The following is a 22,123-nucleotide window of genomic DNA, read 5'->3' on the forward strand; positions in this document are numbered from 1 at the left end:
CCGGTCGCGGGTTCCCCCGCGCCGGCCCGTCCCGTGCGGGTCGCGTGGGCCGTCGCGGCCGCCCGGGCCAGCGCCATCGAGGACACCTCCGCGGCGGCGAGGTCGTCGACTTTTTCGACGACCTCGTCGGTGAGGTGTGCGATGTTGCGCGAGCCCGAGCCGTCGGGCTTGTGGAGGAAGTCCGCGGCCCCGCGCTCTAACGCGTCGAGCGTGGCCGTCGTTCCCGCCTCCGTGTGGACGCTGAGCATGAGAATCGGGGTCGGGTTCGACGCCATGATTCGCTCGACGGCGTCGATCCCGTCCATACCGGGCATCTCGACGTCCATCGTCACGACGTCCGGATCGACGGCGGCGGCGCGCTCGACCCCGGTCGCGCCGTCTTCGGCCCGTTCGACCTCGTAGCCGGCTTCCTCGAGCGCGTTGCCGATGACTGTCCGCATGAACTTCGAGTCGTCGACAACGAGTACTCGCGTCATGCAGCGACGACGTCCGAAAGGGCCTTTCTGACGCTGGGTTCTTCGAACGGTTTCGTAACGTAGCCGTCCGCCCCAGCTTTCACGGCGAGTTTCATTTTCTCACGCTGTCCGACGCTCGTACACATGATGACGCGGGCGTCCGGGTCGATCTTCTTGATCGCCGCGGTCGCCTTGATGCCGTTGCATTTGGGCATCACGATGTCCATCATGACGATGTCGGGATCGTGTTCTTTGTACAGTTTGACGGCTTCAGCGCCGTTGGACGCCTCTCCGAGGATGCGGTAATCCTGTTCCAAAATCTGACGCAAGAGGTTCCGCATAAAATGAGAGTCGTCCACGATGAGCACCCCTGTCGACATTCAGTAGTACACCAAACTCTCGTTGAGATACAACTACCATAAATGCTGTCTCTCGATTATCAGACGTGATAAACGACGAATACGGCACGAAGACCCGGCTCAAAGCCCCTCTTAGCGGACGGTGTGATTCCGCCTTTCGTTACGATCCGCCGGACGCTAACAACAACCGCTCGACGTCGACCACGGCCGTCGCCTCGACGACGATCTCCGTCGTCGTGTCCTCCGCATCGTCCTCGTCGGGTTCGGCGGCCGGCTCGTCGGTCGGCTCGACTTCGAACGTGTCGCCGATCGACTCCCCGAGCGCGCCGCCGGCCCCCGTGGACAGGGCCGCGGAGCCGCCGGCTTCGATTCCGCCCCCGACCTCGGCACCGGGGACGACGCCCATCCCGTCGTCGGTCGGTCGCTCGGGGCGGACGCCGCCGACGTCGGCGCGCGGGTCCCGCTCTCTGGTCACGATCGCGACGACGAGCGGATGCTCGAGGGCGTCGCCCGTGAGGTCGCTGTCCGCGACCGACTCGTCGTCGACGATGTCGCTCTCCGGCACCGTCTCGACGCCGATGACGTCGTCGACCCGGATCGCGGCCGACTGCCGATCGCTCGGCCGATCGAGAACGAGCAGGCGCTCGCGCCCCGAACGCTCCTCGGAGACCGGGAAGTGGACCCGCGGATCGATGACGGCCGTGATCTCCCCGCGAAGGTCCATCAGCCCCTCGATGGCCGACGGGGCACGCGGGACGCGCGTCAGTTCGTCCGGCGGTTCCGCGATGGTTCTGACCGAATCGACCGGGAGCGCGAGTCGGTGTTCGCCGACGCCGACGAAGACGAACCGTAGCAGCGTCTCCTGTTCGTCCTCGTCGCCGTCACCGGTCCGGTCGTCGTCGATATCGATTCCGAGAAGCTTTTCCGAGAGATCCGGGGCCATGGTCCTGTTCGTGTATCAGGTTCCACCAATAAAACGTTGACTCCACCGTGGGAGTCGTCGGAACTGACACGTCGCCGAACCCCCAGTCCCGTCCCGGTCGCCGCGCACGTCAGTTCGCCGAAAATTCAACCTTCCGGAAGGCTTATTTTCCGAACAGGCCTCGTTCACTTCGAATGGGATCGGCTTCGAACCCCGACGACACGGAGACGAACGACTCCGTCACCGTCCTCGCGTTCGACCTCGAGGACCGACGCTACTGTGTCAGGGCCGAGTCGGTCGAATCGGTCCTCGGCGTGACGGACGACGACCCCCTCGCGGACGCCGCGGACCCGTGGGACGCGGGAACGGTCACCGTCGCCGGCGAGCGGGTCAGAGTCGTCGACCTCCCGCGGGCCTTCGGCTCGTCACTTCGGACGACCGCCCGCGTCGACGAACCCAAACTGCTCGTCTTCGCGGTGACCGACGACGAGGACCGGTACTACGGCTGGCTGGTCGACGACGTCGACGTGACGCGCTCGGTTCGGCCCGCCTCGCTCGAGCCGCCCCGCGTCGAGACGACCCACGTCAAGGGCCGGCTCGAGATCGGCGGCGAGGAAGTCGTCTGGCTCGACGAGCGGACGATTCACGGCTGAAAACGGCGGCTCGACTCCGCCTCGAGCGGAGCCGATCCCGCGTGTCGGCGATCCGACTATAACAGTCCCGGCGGCCCGTCGTCGGAGTCGTCGTCGGTATCGACGTCGAGCCCGAACTCTTCGCGTTGCGCCCGGAGCTGTCTGATCTGCCGGTAGTAGTAGGCGATCCCGATCCCCCCGAGTATCGCGACCGCGCCGACGAGTCCGAGGAACAGCGGGATGTCACGCGTGAGGTAGTACCGAAGCGAGATCGGACTGTCGACCTCGTCCCACGTGAGTCGTTCCCGATCGTCGACGACCTCGCGCTCGTAGCCGTTCGGCGAGACGTCCCCGAAGAAGAAGTTCGAGGTGCGGTGGTTCTCGGGGATCGTCACCTCGTAGGAGCCCTCGACGTAGGCCGGCAGCTGGAAGGTCTTCCGGCCGGCATCACCGGAAAACGCCAGCGTGCCGTTTTCGTTCGGCACCTGCACGGTGGTCTCGGACTGGCCCTGCTCGATCTCGAGGTCCGAGCCGTTCACTACGGTGCCGTTTGGATGCCAGTAGCGGACGGCGCTGATCTCTAAGGGTTCGTCCTGATAGAGCGAGGAGCGATACAGCGAGAGTTCGTCGGTGCCCTCGAGGTCGTAGACCGCCCGGAACTCGCCGTTGCTGATCACGTTCCCGCCCTCGATCGCGATGGCGACGTCGGCGTCGCTGTCGCGCAGGTCGTCGTACTCGGCGTCCCGATCGAGTTGCTCGTCGGAGATCCCGCCGGAAAACGCCGAACAGCCGGCTCCCATCGTCAGCACGGCGACCGCGACCATCGCGAAGACGAGCCGTCGGTTCATGCTAGGGAACGACACAGCGGAGTTCGGCCGGGAGGTACTCGCCGACGCTCGCGAGCAGTCCCGGCGGATCGGTGTCTTCGGGACAGATCACGCTCTGCTCGAGCAGGCCGAGCCGTTCGACGGTGACGTAGTCCTGGGCGTGGCCGGCGCGGTTGAGCGTGGCCCGTACTTCCGCGCGGGTCGCGCTGTTGACGTTGAGACGGCCATCGCCGCGGGTCCACTCGTAGAGGCGATCCTGTTCTGCGTCGGACAGACGGGACGGGTCATCGCCACCGTACACGAATCGGAGCGGGAGATGCTGGACCAGCCCGTACCGTTCGCGGATCTGCGTCGCCGACCCCGGGCCGAGCCCGAGTTCGTCGGTCGGGATCCGGACGCCGTCGCCCTGTCCCGCGTCGAGGACGAACCCGTCGTCGTCCCACGACTCGAGGGTGCCGACGTAGGTCTCGCCGGGCTCGAGATCGGGGACGATCTCGCCGAACTCCTCGCGGAGGACGTTGCGCGCGACCGTGGCGTCGTCGCCCTCGACCGTCACCGACGGGAAATCGTCGTGGCGTACGCCGATCTCGAACTCGACGTCGAGATCGGCGATTTCGTTGCCGACCAGCGATCGCAGCGAGTCCAGCGCCCGTTCGCGGGCTTCTCCCTCGACGTACAGCTTAGTTGCGAGTACGACCATTAGGCGTCCGCGTCGATGTTGAGTTCGTCCTCGAGCGCGTCGAGGCGGTCGTCCATCGCGTTGACGAGTCGGTCGTTGTCCATCGATTCCAGCGGCGAGCCACATTCGGGGCACTCGAAGCCGAAGTCCATCGCCTCGCCGAACTCGAAGCGGATGGAACAGATCTCACAGAGGTAGAACTCGTGGTTGCGCTCGTACTCCCGGCGTTCGTCGAGGGCCTCGCGCAGCCGGTACATCTCCTCCTCTAGGTTCTCCGGGATGTTGTCGTACTCGAAGGTCCAGAGGTAGGTCAGCCACCCCGAGTCCTCGTCGCGCAGTCGCCGATACGTGGCGAGATCGTTCTCGTAGAGAATGAACAGCGCGCGCCGCACGTCGTTCAACTCGAGGTCGAGTTCCTCGGCGAGCTCCTCGTCGGTCACTTCCCCGTCCGGCGGTGCCGCCGCGACGGGCATCCCCTTGGGACCGACCAGCTCGTGCAAATATTTCTGGATCACCGGGTCCTCGAGCAGGTCCTCAAAAGCCATTACCGCCATGTAACGGCATGACGCCATTAAGTCTTGCCAACTGCCCCGCGCGCGACCGACCGGCCGAGTCGTGGCAAGTTCCACCGCGACTGCGACGAATCCGAGCGCCGTCAGCGTGTTCGGGCGCGACGTTTATGTGGCTGGGTGGCACTTCTCAGGACAATGACTGCCGATGCCTCCTGCGGAGCCGTCCGAGCTGACCGCGCCCACGAACGGATCCATCGCCTCGAGTTCGACGTTCCCTGGCCACCCAAACACGTCGCCGCCTACTTGCTCGAGGGCGAGGAGCCGATCCTGTTCGACGCGGGCGCACCGGACGATGCCGGCGAGACGGAACTGCGCGAGGGGCTGGCGGAGATCGGCTACGAACCGGCCGACATCGACCACGTCGTCGTAACCCACGTCCACAGCGACCATATCGGCCAGTTGCCCGTCCTCCGGGCGGCCGGCGCGACCGTCCACGCGCCGGCGCGGTCGCTGTCGCGACTCGAGCGAGACCTCGAGACCGCCCGCGAGGGCTTTCGCGAGATGACGACGGCGGCGGGCTACGAGGGCGACAGAGCCACGGAGATCGTCGAGGAGGAACTCGAGGAACTACGCCGCGATCGGCGACTGGTCGAGCCCGAGACCGCCCGCACGATCGAGCCCGACGCGACGGTCGCGATCGGCGGTCGGGAGTTCGAGACGTTCGCGACGCCGGGTCACGCGGTCGATCACCTGTGTTTCGAGACGACCGTCGAAGGGACGACGGTGTTGTTTTCGGGCGACGCGCTCATCGAGCCGTTTCGCGCCGGTGCCTTCCAGGTCGGCCTCGACCACGGTGCCGACGGGGCAGTCGACGCCTACTACGAGGCGATGGACCGACTGGCCGAGACGGACGCGACGGTTGTCTTCCCGGGCCACGGCCCCGTCTTCGAGGGGCCGCAAGCGGTCATCGAGGCCACGCGGGACCGGCTGGACACGCTGCTCGAGGAGACCCGGGAGGCCGCCGCGGCCGTCGGACCCGCGAGCCCGCTGGCGATCGCCGAACAACGCGTCGGGACGGTGCGGCACATGGCTCCGCTGCTCGATACCCTCGGCGCGCTCGGCACGCTCGAGCGAGAGGGTGCGGTAACGTACGAAACGGAAGACAGCGTCAGATACTACGAGATCGCGTGAGGAGGGTGTCGGGAGTTACGACGCGTCGTCCTCGAGCTTGTACTTCTGGATCTTCCCCGAGGTCGTGCGGGGCAGTTCCTCGATGAACTCGACCTCGCGGGGGTGTTTGTACTCGGCGACCTCGGCGAGACAGAACTCCTGTAACTCGTCGGCGGTCACGTCGCTGCCGGGTTCGACGCCTTCGGCGGGGACGATGAAGGCCTTCGGCACCTCGTTGCGCCGCTCGTCCGGAATCCCGACGACGGCGGCGTCCGCGACGGCCTCGTGTTCCAGCAGCAGGTTCTCGAGTTCGCTGGGGTAGACGTTGTAGCCGGCGGTGTTGATCATGTGTTTCTTCCGGTCGACGATCTCGTAGTAGTTGTTCCCGTCGCGGCGGGCGATGTCGCCGGTCCGGAAGTAGCCGTTCTCGGTAAAGGCCGCCTCGGTCGCTTTGGGCATGTTGAGATACCCCTTCATGACCTGGGGCCCGCGGACGACGAGTTCGCCCTCCTCGCCGGGGGCGACCTCGTCGCCCGATCCGTCGACGATCTTGCAGTCGGTCATCCGGAGAGGCTGGCCGATCGTCCCGTGTTGCAGGCCGAAGGTCGACCCGCTCTGGGTGTGGGTTGCGCCGTGGGTCTCCGTGAGGCCGTACCCCTCCGAGATATCGACGCCGGCGACCTCCTCGAACCGTTCCTGGACCGACGGCGAGAGCTTCGCGCCGCCCTCCGAGGCCGACTCGAGGCTCGAGAGATCGTACTCGCCGAAGTCATCGGACGCGACCATGTCGGCGTACATCGTCGTCACGCCGACGTAGTGGGTGATCCCTTCGTCCTCGATGAGTTGCATACACTCCTGGGCGTCCCACTCGAGGGCGCTTCGGAAGTAGAGCCGGCCGCCGCCGACCAGCGGCTGGAGGGCGGTGTGGGTGAAGCCAGTGATGTGGTAGAGCGGGAGCCAGGTCAGACTGCGGACGTTCTCGGGCTCGACGTCGACGTTCGAAGCCGCCAGGGGCCACATGAGCTGGGCCCGCGTGTTCTCGTGAGTGAGCTGGACGCCCTTCGGATCGCCGGTCGTCCCGGAGGTGTACGGCAGCAAGGCGACGTCGTCGTCCGCACGTTCGACCATGGTCGGCTCGCCGCGCAACTCCTCGAAGGCGTGGTCCTCGGGATCGCGGGGCCAGTCCTCGCTTTGAATGGTGATTATCTCCGGTTCCATTCCGGCGTCCTCGATCGCCTCGTCGACGACCTCCCGCAGCGCCGGATGGGTAACGATCGCGCCCGCGTCCGTGTCCTCGAGCTGGTAGGCCACTTCGCGACGCTTGTACTGGGGGTTGACCGGCGAGATCTCGACGCCGGCCTTGAACGCGCCGATCGAGGCGATCAGATACTGCGGACAGTTCGGCAGGAACAGGAGGGCACGATCCCCGGGCTCGAGGCCGAGATCGTGGAAGCCGCCGGCGAGTTCGGCGGTCCAGTCGCGGACCTCCGCGTGGGTCCAGCGCCGGCCGTGATGTTCCATCGCCTGTGCGTCCCCGTGGTGGGCCGCCGTCTGGTCGAATAGCTTCGCGACGTTGCCCGCGAGGGCGGATTCGTCGACCGCTTCCAAGTCCATGAATCGTGATACCGAATCCCATGTTTAAAATTGTACCTCTCTTACAGCTGCTCCCGCACGGCCGTCGCGAGTCCGGGCGGCCGACGCCGAGCGGTACGCTTAGTAGCGATGGTGTTGTATTGTCAACAGATGCTTCGCGAGTCGGCCGCTCGAGTCGGTGATCGAATCGACCGTACCGACGTCGTCATCGCCCTCGTCACCGCGGGCGCGGTCATCGTTCTGGACCTCGACCTGAGCGTTCTCGGGACGGTCCTCGGTATCGCGATCGGCGCGCCGCTGCTCGAGAGCGCGTTCGAGGAGTTCGACATCGACCCGGCGCTCGCCTGGATCGGCGTCGGCCTGTTCGCCGTCGCCGCGGGTGCCGTGCAGTTACAAGAGGGGACCCGCTGGATCGCCGCCGCGTTGCTGGCGGCCGGTTGCTGGATCTGTCTCGACGGGCTGTATGCGCGACGGACCGACGACGGTTCCGAGACCGACGAGGACGACCTGACCGACGACGAGTTCCACCTCGTCTCGCTTCATAGTCGCTGGCTGCTCGAGGAACTACAGGAGGCCGACCGGCCGCTCACGAAGACGGAGATCTGCGACCGAACCGGACTCATGGAAGAGGACTTCGAGCGGGTACTCGAGGTCCAGAGTAGCTCGAGCCCGATCGAACGGGTCGGCAACGGCTACGTCCTGAACGAGGACGAGACCGGCGTCCTCGCGGCCGTCCGGACGGCGCTGGGGCTGGTGTGGGGGCGGCTCGTCCGGCCGGTTCGATTACTCAACTCGAGCGGTTGAGGCGGGGCCAGGCGGTGTCACGGCTCTCGCGGGCCGTCGGCGCTCGGTTGGCTTACTCTTCAGCGTCCGAATCCGCCGATTCGACGCGCTTGCCCGTTTCCTTGGGGATCACGCGCCGGTCGGCGTCGTCCCACTCCCGCTCGAGTTCCCGGCCCTCGAACAGCCGGTCGAGAAAGACCGCCAGCCCGGCCACTTCGGAGTGGGGTTGGTTGGTGACGCCGACGTTCCAGTCGGCTTCCTCGTAGACGTCGAAGGGAACCTTTTCGGAGCCGACGACCAGCAACAGCGGCTCGCCCGCGTCGGCGTGGGCCGCCCTGATCTCGTCTTCGACGTCCTGGACGCGCTCGCCGTACATCGTGAGGTGGACGACCCGGCCCTCCCAGTTGCGGATGACCCCCTGTGGGCCCGCGGTGAGTTCGGCCTCGAAGGGGCCGCCGAAGCGGTCGGTGATGTCGGCGACCGTCTCGAGCGACTGGCCGGCGTTGTCAGGAAAGAGAACGCGGTCGGCCCCGAGCGCCCGGGCAGTCAAGCCGACGTGGGTCGTCATCCGGTCGTCCCGTCCGGGCCGGTGGCCGAGCCGGAGGACGGCGACCTCGCTATCGTCGTGCATGGACGAATCCACTCTCGGCGACGGTTAGGGGGTTTCGTTTTCCCACCGAACTTTTTGCGCTTCGGGTGACTCACTGCGTTCGTCACCACTCGCGCAAAAACTTCGATGAAAAAAGCCGAGCGCGCCGACGGCGCGCTCGGTGAACCGCTCACTTCGTTCGCGGATGCTGGACTGCCTCGAGGCTGGCCCCACCGACTCTGTGTGTTCCGAGCATGAACCGAAGCGATTCGCATCGCGAGAAACGTTATGTCGTTGACGAGCATTGGCAACTGGATATGGAGAAAATCAACGAGAGCGATGTCGACTGGAAGGAGTACGACCGCGAGGAGACCACGTTCCAGCGAAAAGAACTGTCCACCGCCGTCGATGCCGACGACCTCGGCTGTAGTCTCTACGAACTCCCACCGGGCGAGCGGTCCTGGCCCTACCACTACCACACCGCCAACGAGGAGGCGATCTACGTGCTGGCGGGTGACGGCCGACTCAAAACCGAAGACGGCCTCGAGTCCCTCGAAGCCGGCGACTACGCGACACTCCCGGCCGACGAGTCGGGTGGCCATCGGGTCGTCAACGACGGCGACGAAACGCTTCGATACCTGGCGATGTCGACGATGAACGAACCCGACGTCACGGTCTACCCCGAGATGGAGAAGGTCGGCGTCTTCGTCGGTTCGCCGCCGGGCGGTCGGGACGAGCGGTCGCTCGAGGGCTACTACCGGCTCGCGGACGAGGTCGAGTACTGGGAGGGCGACGAGCGTCGATAGGCTTTTTCCGTGACCCTGCGAAGGCCCCACACGATGAACGGATCCGACCGTCGGGTGAGCGGCCGATGACAGGGGCCGGCGAGTGGCTGCGGACCGCCCGCGAAGAGCGGTGGGGAATCCTGACCGACCTCGCGTTCGCGGTCGTCTGGGTGACGCTGGTCGAGGTCGTCGCTTACTTCCTCGAGCCGCCGACCTGGGTGTACTACATGCTCATGCTCGCGGGGATCGTCGCCTACTTCGGGTTCATGTGGAACGCCGAACTGGCGGTCCGGCAAAACCAGTAGTCCCGCGAACGGTCCCGCCACAGTCGCCCCTTCTTCTCGAGTCTCGGCTCGCGGTCTTGTCGCCGCTGATCGATGGGGCGTCGAAAAAACGAGCCTCGAGTCGCGTTACTCCTCGTCGGCGTCGATGACGAGTACCGGCGCGCGGGTCGATCGGAGCGTCCGTTCGGTTACGCTCCCGAGCAGCGCCCGGCGGACGCCGGTGCGCCCGTGCGAGCCCATGACGACCAGGTCGATGTCGTTGTTCGCGACGTAGTTGGCGATCATATCGTGGGGTCGCCCCGCCGACACGTGTTCGACGGTCTCGATCCCGAGTTCGTGGGCGCGGTCGGCCACGTAGCCCGTGGCGCTTTCGGCGCGTTCCCGCACCTCGTCCATCTCGCCGTAGTGGCCCTGCTCGATGCGGTCGAGTTGTTCGCCACCGAGGCTGAGACTCATCGCGTTGGTATCGACCACGTACAGGGCGTGTACCGTGGCCCCGTACTGTTCGGCGAGGTCGAGCGCGTGCTCGACCGCCAACTCGGCCGTATCGCTACCGTCGGTCGGAACGAGTATTCGATCGTACATGGATTCAGTCATCCGCGGGGGTCTCGCCCCCGTCGGTCACGACGTCTTCGGCGGTCTGTTGCTGACCCATCGGTTCGGGGCTGTGACACTGCCGGACGACCCGCTTGGTCTCGATGTCCGGCTCCTCGGTCACCAGCGAGACGGCGATGGTGACGATGAACACGACCGGCAGGGTGATCAGCGCCGAGCCGATCGCCGGCATCCACTGTGCCAGGCCCGCCGACAGCGGGGCCTCGAGCGAGGAGACGTAGGTCGGGACGATCTCGTTGATCATCGGGATGGACCAGCCGACCAGCCCGGTGGTCATCCCCGCGAGCGCGCCCGGACGGTTGGCGTTCTCCCACCACATGCCGAGGAAGAACATCGGGAACAGCACGGAGCCGGCCAGTGCGAACGCGTAGCCGACGAGCGCGGCGATCGACGACGCGGGATCGAGCGCGGCCAGCGTCGTCAGCACGCCGAGCGCGACGATCGAGAGGCGACCGACCAGGATCTGCTGGCGCTGGGTCGCGTCCTCGTTGATGATGTTCGTGTAGATGTCGTGGCTGATCGCCGACGAGCCGGCGATGAAGAGGCCGGCGACCGTCGCGATTGCGGCGGCGATCCCGCCGGCGGCGACGATGCCGACGAACCACTGTGGCAGGGCCGACAGCTGGGCCGCCAGCACGACGATGACCTCGCTGGCCGCACCGGTCATGCCGGGGTCACCGTAGGTCGCGCCGACGTTCTGCGTGTACAGGTCCGTCCCGAACGCCGCGAACGCGGGGGCGCTCCAGTACAGGATGCAGATGAAGAACAGCCCCCAGACGGTCGACCAGCGGGCCGTTCGTTCGCTCTCGACCGTGTAGAACCGCACCAGCACGTGGGGTAGTCCGCAGGTCCCGACGATCAGCGAGAACGTGGTCGCGACCCACAGGTAGTAACTCGAGGTCGCGAAGGGTTCGCTGAACTCGCTGCCGAGGTCGTCGATCAGCATGCCGTACTCGAGCTGTGGCAGCACCGTCGAGTAGCCGTTCGTGTAGCCGACGACGAACAGGCCGACGACGAACGCCAGGATGAGGATGACGTACTGGACGGCCTGATTCTTGGTCGCGCCCATCATGCCCGACAGCGTCAGGTAGCCGACGGTGATGACCATCATGGCGACGACCATCACCTGGTAGCCGTCGAGCCCGGGGATGAGGCCGCCGTAGTCACCGAAGATGTACAGGCCGACCAGCGCCATCCCCTTCGCCTGCCCGATGGCGTAGACGAAGCCGATGAGGAACGTCGTCACGGCCGCGATGGCGCGTGCGCTGTCGGAGTTGAAGCGGTCGCCGACGAAGTCCGGCGCGGTGTACTTCCCGAACCGGCGCAGCTGTGCGGCCATGAAGATCAGCAGGATGAAATAGCCCGTCGTCCAGCCGACGACGTACACCAGCCCGTAGAAACCGGCCAGTGCGATCGACGCCGCCATCCCGAGATAGGACGCCGCCGACATCCAGTTGGCACCGATCGCCATCCCGTTCTCGACGTTCCCGATCGAGCGGCCGGCGACCCACATGTCCTCGGTGTCGGCCACGCGGAAGACGAAGCCGATGGCCAGGAACAGCCCCAGCATCCCGACCACGAGGATCGACGGAATGAGCTTGAACGAGATGTCGAGCGCCTCCGGCAGGAGACTCTCCTGTAGCGGAACGGTCGCAGCGCCCGTCATTCGTCGATCCCCCCGTCGGCGGCCGTCGCGTCACCGCTCTCGTGACCGGCGCTCTCGACGGACGCGTGGTCGATGCCGTACTTCTCGTCCAGCGCGTCACGCTTGCGCGAGTACCAGAACGACAGGAGCAAGGCGCTGGTCGGCGCGCCGAACGCGACTAGGAAGTAGTGCAGCGGGAAGCCCAGTACCGGCATCTCGACCGTCATCGCGTCGGTCGCCAGGTACGTCGCCGTCACCGGGCCCCACACCGCGAGGACCCAGATGACGAAGCCGGTCCAGACGATGCGCAGGTGATCGCGCATGAACTGGGTACTCGGGTTCAGCAGGTTCACCTCCGAGCTGAGGTAGTCGGTGTTTCGGTGGGCTTGGCCGGCCTGTCCGGCCACGCCACCGTCCGTTGCGGCTTGTCTATCGGTCGAGTCCTGGGTGTTATTATCTGGCATATGTGTGTGAGTCGTGTGTCAGTCGTTTTTTGTTCGAAAAAACCGTCTCAGTGGGTCAGTCGTCCGATACCTGTTCCGCGATGTCGTCGACGACCCCCGGGTTCCGGAGCGTCGACGTGTTGCCGAGTTCGTTGCCGCTCGCGATGTCCTCGAGCAGCCGACGCATGATCTTGCCCGAGCGGGTCTTGGGCAGTTCGTGCGTGAAGATGATCTGCTCGGGTTTGGCGATCGGCCCGATCGAATCGAGGACGGCCGCCATGGCCTTCTCCTCGAGTTCGGCGTGGCGGTCCTCGTAGCCGTCCTCGGGGATGGCGTAGACGTAGACCGCCTCGCCCTTGACCTCGTGGTCGCCGCCGACGACGGCGGCCTCGGCGATCCCTTCGACGCCGACGACGGCGGACTCGATCTCCATGGTGCCCAGCCGGTGGCCGGAGACGTTGATCACGTCGTCGACCCGGCCGAGGATGGTGATGTAGCCGTCCTCGTCGATCTTCGCCCCGTCCTCGGGGAAGTAGACCCACTCGTCGGCGTCGGGGTCGGAGTACTCCTCCCAGTACTCGGAGACGAACCGCTCGTCGTTGTCGTACAGCGTCCGGAGCATGCCGGGCCAAGGGTTGTTGACCGTGACGTAGCCGGCCCGTCCGGCCTCGACTTCCTCGCCCTCGGTATCGACGACCTGTGCGTCGATGCCCGGGAGCGCCGGGCCGGCGGAGCCGGGTTTCATCGTGTTGACGCCCGGCAGCGTCGTGATCATCATCCCGCCGGTCTCGGTCTGCCACCAGGTGTCGACGATCGGGCACTCCTCGTTGCCGATGTGCTTGTAGTACCACTTCCACGCCCGCGGGTTGATCGGCTCGCCGACGGTCCCCAGCAGCCGCAGCGAGGACAGGTCGTGGTTCTCGGTGTACTCCGAGCCCCACTTCATGAACGCCCGGATCGCCGTGGGCGCGGTGTAGAAGATGTCGACGCCGTTCTTCTCGACGATCTCCCACAGCCGGTCCTTGTCGGGGTAGTCGGGCGTCCCCTCGTACATGACGCTGGTCGTCCCCAGCGCCAGCGGCCCGTAAACGATGTAGGAGTGACCGGTGATCCAGCCGATGTCGGCCGAACACCAGTAGGTGTCGTCGGCCTCGATGTCCAACACCGCGTGGCTCGTCCACGCCGTGTACGCGAGGTAGCCGCCGGTGGTGTGTTTGACCCCCTTCGGCTTGCCCGTCGTCCCCGAGGTATACATCAGGAACAGCATGTCCTCGGCGTCGCGGGAGACCGGCTCGACCGTCGCCCCCGCGTGGTCGGCCACCAGCTCGTCGTAGTCGTGCTGGTTGGCAGCCAGGTCGTGATCGAGGTCGTCACCCAGCCGGTCGACGACCACGACGTCGGAAACCTCGTGATCGACCCCCTCGAGGCCCTCGTTGGCCTTCGAGATGTGATCGAGCGCGTCCCCGCGGCGGTAGTAGCCGTCGCAGGTGACCAGGTACTCGCTGTCGGCCGAGTTCATCCGGGTCGCCAGCGCGTCCGCCGAGAAGCCGGCGAAGACGACGCTGTGCGGTGCGCCGATGCGGGCACACGCCAGCATCGCGATCGGCAACTCGGGAATCATCGGCATGTACAGCGTGACGACGTCGTCTTCCTCGACGCCGAGGTCCCGCAGCGTCGCCGCGAAGTCCTCGACCTCGTCGAGCAGTTCCTCGTAGGTGTACGTGCGCGTCTCCCCGAGTTCGCCTTCCCACTCGATCGCCACGCTGTCGGCGCGACCGTCTTCTACGTGTCGGTCGAGACAGTTGTACGACGCGTTGAGTTCGCCGCCGGTGAACCACTCGTAGAACGGGGCGTCCCCGTCCTCGAGGACGGTGTCGTACGCCTCGTCCCACGAGAGGAGGTCGGCCGCACGCTCCCAACACTCCGGCCAGTTCTCCTCGAACTCCTCGTAGATCCCCTGATCAGTGACGTTTGCCTGCTCGACGAACGACTCGGGGGGCTCGAAGGCCTCCTGCTCCTCGAGTCGTGCCTCGAGTTCGGCATCCTCCTGTGACATGGTACAGACACTCAATCACGCACCTCCATAGTAAAGAGCCCCTCTAGTTGTGCAAAATCGACCCCATTCACCCCGGACACCCTAGCATATATTGACTATATTAGGTCGTGATAGGCGCTCGAGCCGCGTACGAACGGGGGTGAATCGACGGCGCGACGAGCCGATCGCGCGGTCGTCGATACGCCGGCGACCGCGGTCGGCGATCGCTCGAGTGGGTCCTCTAGGTATGTAGCCCTCGACGTATCGACCGGCGTCGGCTGCCGAGTCCGCGCTACCCGTCCGGATCGTCGAAAAAGGTCCGCAGCAGTTCGTGTTGGCCTTTCCGCAGGTGGTTGTGCAGCGTCGGCGAGGAAACGCCCATCGCGTCGGCGACCTCCTCGGCCGTACTCTCCCGGGGCCAGTCGTAGTAGCCGCCGAAATAGGCCGCCCGGAGTGCGGCCTCCTGACGGTCGGTCAGCCGGTCCTCGAGGCCCTCGCGGAACTCGCGGGCCGTCTGAACGGCCCGCTCGGTCTCGCGTTTGCCGACCAGTTCGGAGTCGGGAAACGCCGAGCGCAGGCCGTCGAGGATCGTCCGGAGGTCGGCGTCGGCCGCGCACTCGGCGGTGATCGTCGCCGTGCCGCCGTCGAAGACCGCCTTGTGGACGGTCGCGCCGTACTCGGTCAGCGTGCCGATCGGACACGAGCCCTCGACGACGATCTCGATGCGCCAGCCGTCCTCGTCGGTCTCGACGAGCCGGCAGTCCTCGATCGCGGGGTCGTCCGCCGCGAGGTCGAAGACGTCGCCGGGCGAGCCGTCCGCGAGCCGGACGTAGTAGAGCCGGGTGGACTCGTCGATCGGCACCAGCGAGTCGAGTTCGAGCCGGCAGTCGAGCCGCCCCGAGGCATCGACGAAAAAGGAGCGGTCGTCCCGACAGGCGACCTCGAGTTCGATCACGCGGTCGGACAACAGGAGGTTGCGCCGCCGGATCGCGGCGATGGCGTAGCCGACCTGCCGGCCGATCGTCGCGAGCCACGTTCGTTCGTCGTCCTCGAACGGTGCCGACCGGTCGGTCGCGACCGTGAGCGTCCCGTAGACGGTGTCGCCGTAGGCCAGCGGCACTCGCGCGATCGCGCCCTCGAAGGGCTCCCCGCCGACGGTCGCCGCGACGTCGTCGGCCACGGTCACCGGCGGATCGCCGCCGTCGGAACCGGTATCGGGGACCAACGCGGCGCTCTCGAGGTCGACCGTCGGGTCGTCGCCGTCCCACTCCTTGGGGACGAGCCGGGAAACGGCGTCGGGTTCGATCCCGCTGGCGGCGCGCCACTCGCGGCGGCGATCGGAGAACGTCGCCCGGTCGATCCAGGCGAACGCGTAGGCCCGGCCGTCGGTCAGGGTCGCGCACGTGGCCGTCTCGACCTCCTCGTGGTCGGTCGCCTCGAGCAACGCGTGGGTGACAGCGCGGTGTCGCCGGGCGACGGCGTACAGTCCCTCGAGTTCGTCGCGTCGGTCGCGGGCGGCCGCGAGTTCCTCGTGGGCAGCGGTGACGTCGCGGACGAAGACGGCGAAGCCGCGGTGGTGGCCCTGATCGTCCCGGAGCGGCGAGACGACCTCGGTCGCGCGGAACTGCGAGCCGTCCTTGTGGACGCGCCAGCCGTCGGTCTCGCAGCCGGATTCGTCGAGGGCGGTCGAGAGGGCCCGCTCGGGCGCGCCGTCCGCGACTGCCTCGTCGGTGTAAAACGTCGAGACGTGGGTGCCGACGATCTCGCCGGCCCGGTAGCCGAACATCGCGGCTGCACTGCGATTCCAACGTTCGACGTAACCGTCCGCGTCCAGTCGCAACAGAGCGTACCGGTCGCTGGCGGCCAACAGCAGCCGAATCACGCTGTCGTCGCTCACCGCGGGGCCGGAGGCGGGATCGCCGGACCGGGGACCGGACGGCCCCTCGACGGGGTCGAACGCGTCGACGATCTCGGCGTCGGTCGGCTCGGGGAGATAGGACTCGAGGGCTTCGAAGCTGCGCCAGCCGCCGGCGGTCTTGACGACGCGGGGGTTGACGTCGTGGTCGACCAAGGCGGTGTGGGCGAAGTACTGCCGGAGGTCGCTGGTGGAGACGTCCGCGAGGGCGGGGTCGTCGAACAGTTCGCCGGCCCGATCGGCGACGTCCGAGACGAGCATCTGGAGCCGCCGCGGCGTGACCGAGAAGATCCGATCCGCCGGCGAGAGGTCGTTGCTGCGGGCGTAGCGCCGGAGTTCGCGCTCGACGCGAGTCGGCAAGTAGGCGGTCCGTTCGTCCCGCTCGTCGTCGGTCGGCACCCGCACCAGATACCGGGGCGGGTCGATCCGGACCTGGTCGACGTGGTCGATCGTGAGCCGGGTCAGTTCGGCCGGCCGCAGCCCCACGTCGCCACAGAGCCGGATCACCAGCGCCTCGCGGTAGGTCTCCGCGGCGTCGAGGAGCGATTCGTACTCCCGCCGCCTGAGTACCGCCCCCGTGGTCCCCTCGAGACTCATAGCGTCTGGTTCGCCTATTCTGGCGACCCGAACATAATTGTATCGCCGGTCCAGCGGTGCCGTGAACGAGCGGTCGTTTACGGGACTGATTCGTCCACAGACCGCGTTTCGCGATCGCAGAGAGCGCGAAACTGCTACCGGTCGCGGCCGCCGTCCGAACTCTCGTCGCCGACCTCAGCCTGGATCTCGCCGACGATCTCCGGGTTGCGCAGGGCGCTCGTATCGCCCAGCGACTCGCCGTTGGCGACGTCCTCGAGCAGTCGGCGCATGATCTTGCCCGAGCGGGTCTTGGGCAGTTCCGGCGTGAAGACGAGTTCGGTCGGCGTCGCGATCGGCCCGATCGCCGCCGCGACGTTCTCGCGGATCGCCGTCCGGATCCGATCGCCGGGTTCGCGGCCGCTCTCGGTGCTGGCGTAGGCGTATATCTCGGTGTCGCCGGCCGGACTCGAGCGGCCGACGACGGCGGCCTCGGCGACGCCGTCGACGTCGGTGATCGCGCTCTCGACCTCCATGGTGCCCAGCCGGTGACCGGAGACGTTGATCACGTCGTCGACCCGGCCGAGGACGGTGATGTAGCCGTCCTCGTCGATCCGGGCGGTGTCGCCGCTGAAGTAGCGCCAGTCGTCGGCCGCGGGGTCGGAAAAGCGCTGCCAGTACTCCGTGACGAACCGCTCGTCGTTGTCGTACAGCGTCTGTGCCATCCCCGGCCACGGCCGGTCGATCGTGAGGTAGCCGGTCCGGCCGGGCTCGACGGGATCGCCGGCCTCGTCGACGACGTTCGCGTCGATGCCGGGCAGGGGCGGCCCCGCGGAGCCGGGCTTCATCTCGTCGACGCCGGGCAGCGTCGAGATCGTCACCGCGCCGGTCTCGGTCTGCCACCAGGTGTCGACGACCGGGCAATCGCCGCCCCCGACGTGGTCGCGGTACCAGTTCCACGGCCGGGGGCTGATCGGCTCGCCGACGGAGCCCAGTAGCCGCAGCGAGGAGAGGTCGTGTTCGGTGGGGTACTCCTCACCCCACTTCATGAACGCCCGGATCGCCGTCGGCGCGGTGTAGAAGACGTCGACGGCGTTGCGGTCGACGATCTCCCAGAGGCGGTCCCGGTCGGGATAGTCGGGGGTTCCTTCGTACATCACCGTCGTCGTACCCAGCGCCAGCGGGCCGTAGACGATGTAGGAGTGGCCGGTGATCCAGCCGATATCGGCCGCACACCAGTAGGTGTCCGCGGGCTTGACGTCGAGGACGGCGTGGCTCGTCCAGGCGACGTGGGCGAGATAGCCGCCCGTCGAGTGGACGACTCCCTTCGGCTCGCCGGTCGTCCCCGACGTGTACATCAGAAACAGCATGTCCGTCGCCGATCGAACGACCGGGTCGACGGTTTCGCCGGCGAACGCGTCCCGAAGCTCGTGATAGTCGTACTCGTCGTCACCGAGGACATGGGGCAGGTCGTCACCGAGTCGGTCGACGACGACCGTCCGCACGTCCTGCTCGAGCGCGAGCCGTGCGTTGTCGGCCTTGCTCTTCTGATTGAAGGCGTCGCCGCGGCGGTAGTAGCCGTCGCAGGTCACGAGGAACTCGCTGTCGGCGGCGTCCATCCGGGTCGCCAAGGCGTCCGCGGAGAGTCCCGCGAAGACGACGCTGTGCGGTGCGCCGATGCGGGCACAGGCCAACATCGCGATCGGCAACTCGGGAATCATCGGCAGATAGATCGTCACGACATCGTCTTCCTCGACGCCGAGATCGCGCAGCGCCGCCGCGAACTCGTTGACCTCGACGTAGAGGTCGCGGTAGGTGTAGGTGCGGCGCTCGCCCTGTTTGCCCTCCCAGCGGATCGCGGCGTGGTTCTTGCGCCCCGACTCGAGGTGTCGATCCAGACAGTTGTACGCGGCGTTGAGTCGTCCGTCGGGGAACCACCGATAGAAGGGGGCGTCCGCGTCCTCGAGGACGGTGTCGTAGGGCTCGTCCCACGAGAGCAGGTCCGCCGCGCGCGTCCAGCAGGACGGCCAGTCGGCCTCGAACGCCTCGTAGATCCCCGGATCGGAGACGTTCGCCTGCTCGACGAACGACGCCGGCGGGTCATGGGTGGTCCCGGTCGGCGCGGTGCCGTCCCGGTCCCACCCGTTCCGATCGACCATTTCGTCCGAACCGTCGTCGGTCAACGGAATAAACGTTCCTCCGAATCGCCAGCCGGTGGCCGGTTCCGACGGGGGTCACCGTCGCACAGACGGTTCCTGTCGGCCATTGGCAGAAGGAGCCAGGTCGGGCCGCGGTCCCACCGGTAAATTCGGTCCAACGGACCGTCTCAGAGGTCGTCCTGCGTCGAGTCGATGTCCGCGAGGTCCTCGGGGTCGACCTCGTGGCCGGGCTCGCGGACGACGTAGACGTCGTAGCGGTGGTCGCTCGCGACCGGGCTCCCGACGCTCGACTGGGGTGCGATCACCGAGCCGGCGTTCTCGGAGCCGATGAAGACCACGCTGGCCTCGATATCGGCGGCGACCCGGCGGATCTCGCGGACGACGTTGGTCGTCGACGTCGCGGTCGGCTCGTCCGAGTCGACGCGCTCGGTCCGGACCGTCGCCTCGGGCGCGACCTCGTTGGCCCGATCCCCGATCCCCGCGGCGATCGCGTCCATGTCGAACGGTTCGCCCTGCGTGATCCAGCCCCGGTCCCGCGCGTACTCGGGGTCGTCCGGGATCACCGTCAGCGCGACGACTTCCTCGTCGAGCAAGTCGCCGAACGTCGACGCGCGCTCGAGCGCACGCGTCGCCAACGCCGAGCCGTCGAAGGGAACGAGCAGTGACATGGCGCTAGGTCATACGACAGCGAAGGTAAATGTTCGCCCCAACGTTGGGACCTACGTCCGTTCCCCGTCCGCGCCTCGAGTCGGATCGTCGGCCGTCCGGTCGGCGTCTTCGCCCCCGCCGACGACCAGGACCGATCGGGCCGTGGTCCTGACGACCCTATCGACGGTGCTGCCAAGCAGCGCCCCTTTGAACGACGAGCGTCCGCGGGAGCCGACCACGATCGGATCGGCCCCGACCTCGTCGGCGTACGCGAGGATCTCCTCGTGGGGGACGCCCGATCGAACCGCCGTCTCGGCCTCGATCCCGTCCTCGCGCGCCCGTGTTTCGAGGTCCGTGAGCCAGCCGGCCGCCCGCTCCTCGAGGTGCTGGCGGGCCTCCCCGGGATCGACGATACCGGTGTCGTAGTCGGTTCGTTCGTCGACGACGGCGACGCCGAACAGCGCTGCGTCGAACCGATCGGCGAGCGCAACGGCGTGGTCGACCGCCGTCGCCGCCGCCTCGCTGCCGTCGGTCGCAACCAGAATCGAGTCGTACATGGGCGTCGGTACGGCCCGCCTCGAGAAAGGTCTACGGCTCGTCGGCCGTCGGTCCCCCTCTGACGGGACCCGACAGTTCAGAAGAATTATAGTATCGGTCGGTACTTCTCACGGGTACGATGGCACAGGAACTGGGCCCGCTCGCTCGAGAGCTATCGCTGCCCTACTACGACGACGCCCTCCCGGCACACGATCGGTTCCACGCCGAGCGCGTCCGCGATCTGGCGATTCGGTTGGCAAACGACTGCGAACGGCCCGTCGACAACGATGTCCTCGCCGCGGCGGCCTGGATACACGACATCGGCCGGCCGCTGGAGCGAACGGGCGAGATCGACGACCACGACGCGTGGGCGGCGGCCGAGGCCGCGGCCCGCCTCGAGTCGGAAGGCGTGGCGCCGGACCGAATCGACGCCGTCACGCACTGCGTTCGCGCCCACAGCATCCGGGCGAGTTCGCCGGAGCCCGAGACGCTCGAGGCGCGGTTGCTCTTCGACGCGGACAAGTTAGACGCCGCCGGCGGGCGCGGGATCGTCCGGCTGGCCTGTATCGTCGGCGAACGGTCGGGCAGGCAGGGCGAGGCGTACGCGGTTATCGACGACGCGTCGGCGTCCGAACTGGCCGCGTCGGGACTGCCGGACGTCGCGCTCCTTCGAGAGTGGGTCGACGAGCGGCTAGACGCGCTGTATACCGACCCCGGTCGCCGTCTCGGCGAGTCCCGCCGGCAGTTCGTCGACGACTTCTTCGCGCGCTTCGAGAACGAGATCGGCGTCGACGGGACGCAGTAACCCGACTCAGTCGCCGTCGATCCCTCGGTCCTCGACGCCGCGGACCGCCGTCGCCTTCACCGAGGCGACGATCGACCGGCCGGGCTCGAGCCCCAGGGCATCGACGCTGCGGCGCGTGACCAGCGCCACGAGTTCGGCGCCGCCGTCCTCGGCAGCCTCGAGGTCGATCCCGACCCGAGCGACCGCGTCGCCGGCCTCGAGCCACGAGACGGTCCCGGGGAATCGGTTACGGACGCTGGTGCCCTCGGCCCGTGGCACGTCTTCGGGAGCGTGGAGGCTCACGGCGTCGGAGCGGATCGTCACCGACGCGGCCGCGGCCTCGCTCGGGACGACCGCCAGCACCTCGCCCGCGTCGGTCGCGACGGTCGCGAGTTCGCCGTCCCGGTCGACGACCGGTCCGGACAACACCGTCTCGTCCACGCGGGCGACGCCTTCGTAGGCCGCGACCAGCCGATCGAACCGCGCCAGCAGGTCCCGGGCCCGCTCGGTCAGCGAACTCCCGCCACCGCCGGCACCACCGCGGGTGCGCTCGACCAGCGAGCCGGTCGCGTCCTCGAGTTCGACCACGCGCTGCTGGAGGCGGGGATAGGACCGCTCGAGGGCCTCGGCGGCCCCGGACAGCGAGCCGCGGTCGTCGATCGCGCGCAACATCGCGATGTCGCTCCGATCGACGGTCACGTCGTCGATCCGCAGGTAGGGGTCGAACTCCTTCTCCATTCGACTCGCCCTTTGCCGTCACGCGAGAAGTTCGTTTTCATCGTACAGCAGGTCGCCGCGGACGAACCGTGCGGTCCGCTCGTCTCGTGGGTTCTCGAAGACCCGCTCGGCCGGCCCGGTCTCGACCAGTTCGCCCTCGAGCAGGAACGCGACCCGATCGGAGATCCGCTCGGCCTGGTGCATGTCGTGGGTCGCGAGCAGGACGCCGTGGCCGCGTTCGCGCGCGCGGTCGATCGCGCGCTCGAGGATGGCCGTGTTCCGCGGGTCGAGATCGGAGGTCGGCTCGTCGAGGACGAGCAGGTCCGGCTCGGTCGCGAGCGCGCGGGCGAACGACACCCGCTGGGCCTCGCCGCCGGACAGCGACGCGGCGTCGCGGTCCCACGCGTCGCGGAGGCCGACGAGTTCGAGGGCCTCGAGGGCGCGGTCGTCGACGGTCGGCCC

Annotated in this window: 24 protein-coding genes; 6 read left to right on the top strand and 18 right to left on the bottom strand. The window is 67.4% G+C overall.

The window, feature by feature from the left end:
* The 3 genes from ACSBP4_RS18945 to ACSBP4_RS18955 all read right to left on the bottom strand — a co-directional run.
* A partial coding sequence (locus ACSBP4_RS18945) for a response regulator (RefSeq protein WP_435553133.1) occupies positions 1-476 on the bottom strand: 476 nt, incomplete at its 3' end.
* Positions 473-835, bottom strand: coding sequence for a chemotaxis protein CheY (gene cheY / locus ACSBP4_RS18950; RefSeq protein WP_006181855.1), 363 nt, complete (start codon positions 833-835; stop codon positions 473-475). The genes ACSBP4_RS18945 and cheY, both read right to left, overlap by 4 nt.
* A 139-nt stretch (positions 836-974) precedes the next feature.
* Positions 975-1,757: a chemotaxis protein CheW gene (locus tag ACSBP4_RS18955; protein WP_435553134.1), complete on the bottom strand. Its 783-nt coding sequence runs from the start codon at positions 1,755-1,757 to the stop codon at positions 975-977.
* Positions 1,758-1,930: 173 nt separating this feature from the next.
* Here ACSBP4_RS18955 and ACSBP4_RS18960 point away from each other — a divergent pair, with 173 nt between their 5' ends.
* Positions 1,931-2,389: a chemotaxis protein CheW gene (locus ACSBP4_RS18960; protein WP_435553135.1), complete on the top strand. Its 459-nt coding sequence runs from the start codon at positions 1,931-1,933 to the stop codon at positions 2,387-2,389.
* Positions 2,390-2,445: 56 nt separating this feature from the next.
* On the opposite strand, the gene ACSBP4_RS18965 is transcribed toward ACSBP4_RS18960, so the two are convergent.
* Genes ACSBP4_RS18965 through ACSBP4_RS18975 form a run of 3 tightly spaced genes read right to left on the bottom strand, consistent with a single transcriptional unit; the run spans position 2,446 to position 4,419 of the window.
* On the bottom strand, positions 2,446-3,216 hold the full coding sequence (locus tag ACSBP4_RS18965; protein WP_435553136.1) for a DUF5803 family protein: 771 nt from the start codon (positions 3,214-3,216) through the stop codon (positions 2,446-2,448).
* Between the two features lies 1 nt (position 3,217).
* Complete coding sequence (locus ACSBP4_RS18970; RefSeq protein ID WP_006649022.1) at positions 3,218-3,895, bottom strand: DUF2110 family protein; 678 nt, start codon at positions 3,893-3,895, stop codon at positions 3,218-3,220.
* Positions 3,895-4,419 carry a transcription factor gene (locus ACSBP4_RS18975; protein WP_006181860.1) on the bottom strand — a complete coding sequence of 175 codons (525 nt, stop codon included), beginning with the start codon at positions 4,417-4,419 and terminating at the stop codon, positions 3,895-3,897. Before ACSBP4_RS18975 ends, ACSBP4_RS18970 begins: the two co-directional genes overlap by 1 nt.
* Before the next feature lie 162 nt (positions 4,420-4,581).
* Between ACSBP4_RS18975 and ACSBP4_RS18980 the strand changes: the two genes are divergently transcribed.
* Positions 4,582-5,577, top strand: coding sequence for an MBL fold metallo-hydrolase (locus ACSBP4_RS18980; protein ID WP_435553137.1), 996 nt, complete (start codon positions 4,582-4,584; stop codon positions 5,575-5,577).
* Positions 5,578-5,592: 15 nt separating this feature from the next.
* Here ACSBP4_RS18980 and ACSBP4_RS18985 read toward each other — a convergent pair whose 3' ends face one another.
* On the bottom strand, positions 5,593-7,170 hold the full coding sequence (locus tag ACSBP4_RS18985) for a class I adenylate-forming enzyme family protein (RefSeq protein ID WP_049964511.1): 1,578 nt from the start codon (positions 7,168-7,170) through the stop codon (positions 5,593-5,595).
* Between the two features lie 129 nt (positions 7,171-7,299).
* Between ACSBP4_RS18985 and ACSBP4_RS18990 the strand changes: the two genes are divergently transcribed.
* Positions 7,300-7,953 (top strand): hypothetical protein, encoded by a 654-nt coding sequence (locus ACSBP4_RS18990; protein WP_049964512.1) that lies wholly within the window; start codon positions 7,300-7,302, stop codon positions 7,951-7,953.
* Between the two features lie 52 nt (positions 7,954-8,005).
* Here ACSBP4_RS18990 and ACSBP4_RS18995 read toward each other — a convergent pair whose 3' ends face one another.
* A complete protein-coding gene (locus ACSBP4_RS18995) occupies positions 8,006-8,563 on the bottom strand; it encodes a tRNA (cytidine(56)-2'-O)-methyltransferase (RefSeq protein ID WP_435553138.1) in 558 nt (185 codons plus the stop codon).
* A 275-nt stretch (positions 8,564-8,838) separates the two neighbouring features.
* Here ACSBP4_RS18995 and ACSBP4_RS19000 point away from each other — a divergent pair, with 275 nt between their 5' ends.
* A complete protein-coding gene (locus tag ACSBP4_RS19000; protein ID WP_435553139.1) occupies positions 8,839-9,327 on the top strand; it encodes a cupin domain-containing protein in 489 nt (162 codons plus the stop codon).
* A 65-nt stretch (positions 9,328-9,392) separates the two neighbouring features.
* Complete coding sequence (locus ACSBP4_RS19005) at positions 9,393-9,611, top strand: hypothetical protein (RefSeq protein WP_006181866.1); 219 nt, start codon at positions 9,393-9,395, stop codon at positions 9,609-9,611.
* Positions 9,612-9,716: 105 nt separating this feature from the next.
* Here ACSBP4_RS19005 and ACSBP4_RS19010 read toward each other — a convergent pair whose 3' ends face one another.
* The 8 genes from ACSBP4_RS19010 to ACSBP4_RS19045 form a co-directional block, all read right to left on the bottom strand.
* Positions 9,717-10,175: a universal stress protein gene (locus ACSBP4_RS19010; RefSeq protein WP_435553140.1), complete on the bottom strand. Its 459-nt coding sequence runs from the start codon at positions 10,173-10,175 to the stop codon at positions 9,717-9,719.
* 4 nt (positions 10,176-10,179) lie between these two features.
* Positions 10,180-11,871, bottom strand: coding sequence for a VC_2705 family sodium/solute symporter (locus ACSBP4_RS19015; RefSeq protein WP_435553141.1), 1,692 nt, complete (start codon positions 11,869-11,871; stop codon positions 10,180-10,182).
* A complete protein-coding gene (locus ACSBP4_RS19020; protein WP_435553142.1) occupies positions 11,868-12,314 on the bottom strand; it encodes a DUF4212 domain-containing protein in 447 nt (148 codons plus the stop codon). The genes ACSBP4_RS19015 and ACSBP4_RS19020 overlap by 4 nt, the downstream gene beginning before the upstream one ends.
* A 55-nt stretch (positions 12,315-12,369) precedes the next feature.
* Complete coding sequence (gene acs / locus ACSBP4_RS19025; RefSeq protein ID WP_435553143.1) at positions 12,370-14,349, bottom strand: acetate--CoA ligase; 1,980 nt, start codon at positions 14,347-14,349, stop codon at positions 12,370-12,372.
* 271 nt (positions 14,350-14,620) lie between these two features.
* Positions 14,621-16,840 carry a bacterio-opsin activator domain-containing protein gene (locus ACSBP4_RS19030; RefSeq protein WP_435553144.1) on the bottom strand — a complete coding sequence of 740 codons (2,220 nt, stop codon included), beginning with the start codon at positions 16,838-16,840 and terminating at the stop codon, positions 14,621-14,623.
* A 134-nt stretch (positions 16,841-16,974) separates the two neighbouring features.
* Entirely contained in the window at positions 16,975-18,975 is a 2,001-nt protein-coding gene (acs, locus tag ACSBP4_RS19035; protein WP_435553145.1) for an acetate--CoA ligase, read from the bottom strand.
* Positions 18,976-19,142: 167 nt separating this feature from the next.
* Positions 19,143-19,643: a universal stress protein gene (locus tag ACSBP4_RS19040; protein WP_049964518.1), complete on the bottom strand. Its 501-nt coding sequence runs from the start codon at positions 19,641-19,643 to the stop codon at positions 19,143-19,145.
* A 51-nt stretch (positions 19,644-19,694) separates the two neighbouring features.
* Complete coding sequence (locus ACSBP4_RS19045) at positions 19,695-20,180, bottom strand: universal stress protein (RefSeq protein ID WP_049964520.1); 486 nt, start codon at positions 20,178-20,180, stop codon at positions 19,695-19,697.
* Positions 20,181-20,299: 119 nt separating this feature from the next.
* Here ACSBP4_RS19045 and ACSBP4_RS19050 point away from each other — a divergent pair, with 119 nt between their 5' ends.
* The gene (locus tag ACSBP4_RS19050; RefSeq protein WP_049964521.1) at positions 20,300-20,965 is read left to right on the top strand and encodes an HD domain-containing protein; all 666 of its coding nucleotides are present in this window, start codon (positions 20,300-20,302) and stop codon (positions 20,963-20,965) included.
* A 6-nt stretch (positions 20,966-20,971) separates the two neighbouring features.
* Here ACSBP4_RS19050 and ACSBP4_RS19055 read toward each other — a convergent pair whose 3' ends face one another.
* Complete coding sequence (locus ACSBP4_RS19055) at positions 20,972-21,682, bottom strand: TOBE domain-containing protein (RefSeq protein WP_435553146.1); 711 nt, start codon at positions 21,680-21,682, stop codon at positions 20,972-20,974.
* Positions 21,683-21,700: 18 nt separating this feature from the next.
* Positions 21,701-22,123: ATP-binding cassette domain-containing protein (locus tag ACSBP4_RS19060; protein WP_435553147.1), on the bottom strand; the 423-nt coding region annotated here is incomplete at its 5' end.

It is taken from the genome of Natrinema sp. CGMCC1.2065 (genome assembly GCF_051225675.1).
Classification (GTDB): Archaea; Halobacteriota; Halobacteria; order Halobacteriales; family Natrialbaceae; genus Natrinema; species Natrinema thermotolerans.

Bases quoted from the DNA above. Each gene is read 5' to 3' on its own strand.
- cheY (WP_006181855.1), bottom strand. From the start codon at position 835: ATGTCGACAGGGGTGCTCATCGTGGACGACTCTCATTTTATGCGGAAC.
- ACSBP4_RS18955 (WP_435553134.1), bottom strand. From the start codon at position 1,757: ATGGCCCCGGATCTCTCGGAAAAGCTTCTCGGAATCGATATCGACGAC.
- ACSBP4_RS18960 (WP_435553135.1), top strand. From the start codon at position 1,931: ATGGGATCGGCTTCGAACCCCGACGACACGGAGACGAACGACTCCGTC.
- ACSBP4_RS18965 (WP_435553136.1), bottom strand. From the start codon at position 3,216: ATGAACCGACGGCTCGTCTTCGCGATGGTCGCGGTCGCCGTGCTGACG.
- ACSBP4_RS18970 (WP_006649022.1), bottom strand. From the start codon at position 3,895: ATGGTCGTACTCGCAACTAAGCTGTACGTCGAGGGAGAAGCCCGCGAA.
- ACSBP4_RS18975 (WP_006181860.1), bottom strand. From the start codon at position 4,419: ATGGCTTTTGAGGACCTGCTCGAGGACCCGGTGATCCAGAAATATTTG.
- ACSBP4_RS18980 (WP_435553137.1), top strand. From the start codon at position 4,582: ATGACTGCCGATGCCTCCTGCGGAGCCGTCCGAGCTGACCGCGCCCAC.
- ACSBP4_RS18985 (WP_049964511.1), bottom strand. From the start codon at position 7,170: ATGGACTTGGAAGCGGTCGACGAATCCGCCCTCGCGGGCAACGTCGCG.
- ACSBP4_RS18990 (WP_049964512.1), top strand. From the start codon at position 7,300: ATGCTTCGCGAGTCGGCCGCTCGAGTCGGTGATCGAATCGACCGTACC.
- ACSBP4_RS18995 (WP_435553138.1), bottom strand. From the start codon at position 8,563: ATGCACGACGATAGCGAGGTCGCCGTCCTCCGGCTCGGCCACCGGCCC.
- ACSBP4_RS19000 (WP_435553139.1), top strand. From the start codon at position 8,839: ATGGAGAAAATCAACGAGAGCGATGTCGACTGGAAGGAGTACGACCGC.
- ACSBP4_RS19005 (WP_006181866.1), top strand. From the start codon at position 9,393: ATGACAGGGGCCGGCGAGTGGCTGCGGACCGCCCGCGAAGAGCGGTGG.
- ACSBP4_RS19010 (WP_435553140.1), bottom strand. From the start codon at position 10,175: ATGTACGATCGAATACTCGTTCCGACCGACGGTAGCGATACGGCCGAG.
- ACSBP4_RS19015 (WP_435553141.1), bottom strand. From the start codon at position 11,871: ATGACGGGCGCTGCGACCGTTCCGCTACAGGAGAGTCTCCTGCCGGAG.
- ACSBP4_RS19020 (WP_435553142.1), bottom strand. From the start codon at position 12,314: ATGCCAGATAATAACACCCAGGACTCGACCGATAGACAAGCCGCAACG.
- acs (WP_435553143.1), bottom strand. From the start codon at position 14,349: ATGTCACAGGAGGATGCCGAACTCGAGGCACGACTCGAGGAGCAGGAG.
- ACSBP4_RS19030 (WP_435553144.1), bottom strand. From the start codon at position 16,840: ATGAGTCTCGAGGGGACCACGGGGGCGGTACTCAGGCGGCGGGAGTAC.
- acs (WP_435553145.1), bottom strand. From the start codon at position 18,975: ATGGTCGATCGGAACGGGTGGGACCGGGACGGCACCGCGCCGACCGGG.
- ACSBP4_RS19040 (WP_049964518.1), bottom strand. From the start codon at position 19,643: ATGTCACTGCTCGTTCCCTTCGACGGCTCGGCGTTGGCGACGCGTGCG.
- ACSBP4_RS19045 (WP_049964520.1), bottom strand. From the start codon at position 20,180: ATGTACGACTCGATTCTGGTTGCGACCGACGGCAGCGAGGCGGCGGCG.
- ACSBP4_RS19050 (WP_049964521.1), top strand. From the start codon at position 20,300: ATGGCACAGGAACTGGGCCCGCTCGCTCGAGAGCTATCGCTGCCCTAC.
- ACSBP4_RS19055 (WP_435553146.1), bottom strand. From the start codon at position 21,682: ATGGAGAAGGAGTTCGACCCCTACCTGCGGATCGACGACGTGACCGTC.